Here is a 2,860-nt window from a genome sequence, read left to right on the forward strand (position 1 = left end):
TTCGGCTTCTGGGCGATGGTGCTCGTCGTCGTCATGGTGCTGATGGTCGGCGAGCCCGAGGCGATCGCCTACCTCGACTCGCGCAACTTCACCGAGCCGATGTTCGTCTTCGCGATCATGGTGGTGGCCGGCAGCCGCGCCGTGCTGCGACTCGCGCGCGGTGGCGTCAACGTCATCGCCGGTTTCGTTCCGCTGTCGGGCGGCATGGCGTTCTACTTCGTGGCGCTCGCCTTTGTGCCGCTCCTGGGCTCGTTCATCACCGAGCCGGCGGCAATGACGTTGGCGGCCATGATGCTGCGCGAGCGAATCTTCAGTGTCAGCGGCGTGTCGCAGAAGCTCAAGTACGCGACGCTGGGCGTTCTGCTCGTCAACGTCTCCATCGGCGGCGTCTTGACTCCATTCGCGGCACCGCCCGTCCTGATGGTCGCCGCGACCTGGAAATGGGACCTGTGGTTCATGCTGGCCCATTTCGGATGGAAGGCGGCGATTGCGGTTGGCGCCAATGCGCTCGTGACCACGCTGATCTTCCGTCGCGAGCTGACCAGGCTCCCGCGTGACCATCATGACACCTCGCCCCGAATGCCCGCGTGGGTAAGCGGCTTGCACATCCTCTTCCTGGCTGGAGTCGTCGCCTTCGCCCATCACCCGGCGGTGTTCATGGGCCTGCTCCTGTTCTTCCTCGGCTTTGCGACGGCCTATCCGCAATTCCAGGACCGCCTGATCTTGCGTGAGGGTTTGCTGGTCGCGTTCTTCCTGGCTGGCCTCGTCGTGCTCGGCGGGCAGCAGCAGTGGTGGCTGGAGCCGCTCTTGCGCGGCATGGACGCGAACACCGTGTACTTCGGTGCCACGGCATTGACCGCCGTGACGGACAACGCCGCCCTCACCTACCTGGGATCACTGGTCGACGGGTTGAGCGCAGAGTTCAAGTACGCGCTCGTCGCCGGCGCCGTCACAGGCGGCGGGTTGACCGTCATCGCGAACGCTCCCAATCCGGCCGGCTTCGCCATCCTGCGCGGCAACTTCGAGGACGGAGCGATTCATCCGGTCGGGCTGCTGGTCGCGGCCGCACCCCCGACCATCACCGCGATCCTGGCGTTTCGGCTGCTGCCATGAAAAGGGCTGCCATGGCCTCATTCAAGAACTCGTGTCGTCAGCCGCGATGGGACAGAGCCTAAGCAGTGAAGCTGTTGTTGAAGTGTCTGACATCAACCCGGAGTTAACGACATGACATCGCATCTCTGGAACGATTGCGTCGCATGGTGGGCAACTGTGACCCCGGAATTCGCGTTCTTGCTATTCCTTCCTGTCCTGGTTGTCGTCGTCGGACTCCTGGCGCACAGGACAAATCCTGATGGCACGCCTCGCGTCCACTGAGCTTGGGACATCCTGAGCGCCAGAATTCCCGATGGCCGGCCGCCGGCCCCGGCCTATTGGGGTCTGTTCGGCAAGATGCCCAATCGAGATCTCAAAGCGGCGTCCGCACCGCCTTGCAAAGCGCGTAATGGCAAGCTGAATGCGCCGGGTGGCTGACCGCTTTGGTATGCGTCGGCAGGAGGCTGCTCCTGGCCGGGTCCGGGTCTCCGTTGATGTCACCATGAGCTGTCTTTGGCTAGCGGTTGCCTTCGATTTGGAAGTCAGCTTCCGGGCTGCCCTTCGACCTCAATCTGGCGGCAACGAGGGGGCGCCAGCGGCCGGCAGGTTTCCAGCCGGCCCATCGCGGAGTCAGCCTGGATACGAGGGCGGCCCTGCGGTTGCGGACGGGCGCGCAACTGGCCCTGCGCAGCTGAACATGCAAGCGACGCTGGCCGCGCTGACGCGCGCGCAGGTCGCCCGGCCTATGGCAACAGCACGAGCTTTCCGACCCTCGCGGAACTATCCAGCAACTCGTGGGCATGTCGCGCCTCGGTGAGCGGCATGCGCTCGGCCACGACAGGGTGGATCTCGCCGCGCCGAAGCAGTTCGAGCAGCGCGCGGAAGTCCTCGCGGAACCGCTCTGGGTCGCGGGGACCTCCGCCCACCGGATGCGCTCGGCGATGTGCCGCCACAGGAAACCATTGATGGCCCTCGCGCAGCTTCTGGATGCGGTAGGTGAGGACCTGCCGGCGTGGCGAGAGCAAGCCCCAGAGCGCGACGAGCGCGGTCGTCGCATACCACTCGATCCACCCGCGCCAGCTCTTGTGCCCCTGCACGAGCGCGGCGTAGTGCCCGAATACGACGAGCCGCCCACCGGGCCGCAACGCGCGGAAGGAGCGCAGCGACAGCGCGCCACCGATCCCGTCGAGCACGACGTCTACGCCTTTGTCGGGGAACTCGCGCACCCGGGCTAGGAAGTCTTCGTTGTGATAGTCGATCGCTACCGCACCGAGCCGCTCGACTGCGGCGCGGTCGCGGGCCGAACACGTCCCGTAGAGGCGAAGCCCGGCCACCGCTCCCAGCTCGAGCACCGCGGTGCCTACCCGGCCGGCTGCGCCGTGCACGAGCACTGCCTCACCGCGCTTCGCCTTCGCCGTGCGGTGAAGCAGTTGGTAGGCGGTCATGTACGTGAAGACGAGGCTCAAGACCTCCGCCGGGTCGAGATCCTCGGGCAGCTCGACCGCGTTCGCCTCCGGTACGCAGACCCGCTCTGCGTCGGCGCCCCACACCGTCAGCACGCCGACACGGTCCCCGACGCGCAGCCGCGAGCAGCTCGACCCCAGCTCCTCGACGACGCCAACGAGCTCATAGCCGGGCGTGAACGGCGGCTTCGGCACGCCGAGGTAGGTGCCAGCACGCAGCTGAGCGTCGGTGAACGAAACGCCGGCGGCCAGAACCCGAACGCGGACCTCACGCGGACCCGGTCGGGGATCCTTGTCCTCGACCA

Annotated in this window: 2 protein-coding genes; one reads left to right on the forward strand and one right to left on the reverse strand. The window is 66.4% G+C overall.

Going from position 1 to position 2,860, the window contains the following annotated elements; translation table 11 throughout:
• A partial coding sequence (locus VJ673_RS22885) for a putative Na+/H+ antiporter (protein ID WP_324128492.1) occupies nt 1-1,113 on the forward strand: 1,113 nt, incomplete at its 5' end.
• Between the two features lie 722 nt (nt 1,114-1,835).
• Here the strand turns inward: VJ673_RS22885 and VJ673_RS22890 are convergent.
• The coding region (locus VJ673_RS22890; RefSeq protein WP_324128493.1) for a medium chain dehydrogenase/reductase family protein at nt 1,836-2,860 on the reverse strand (1,025 nt) is incomplete at its 5' end.

Origin of the sequence: Aromatoleum sp. (assembly GCF_035254505.1) — a bacterium.
In the GTDB taxonomy this organism is placed as follows: domain Bacteria; phylum Pseudomonadota; class Gammaproteobacteria; order Burkholderiales; family Rhodocyclaceae; genus Aromatoleum.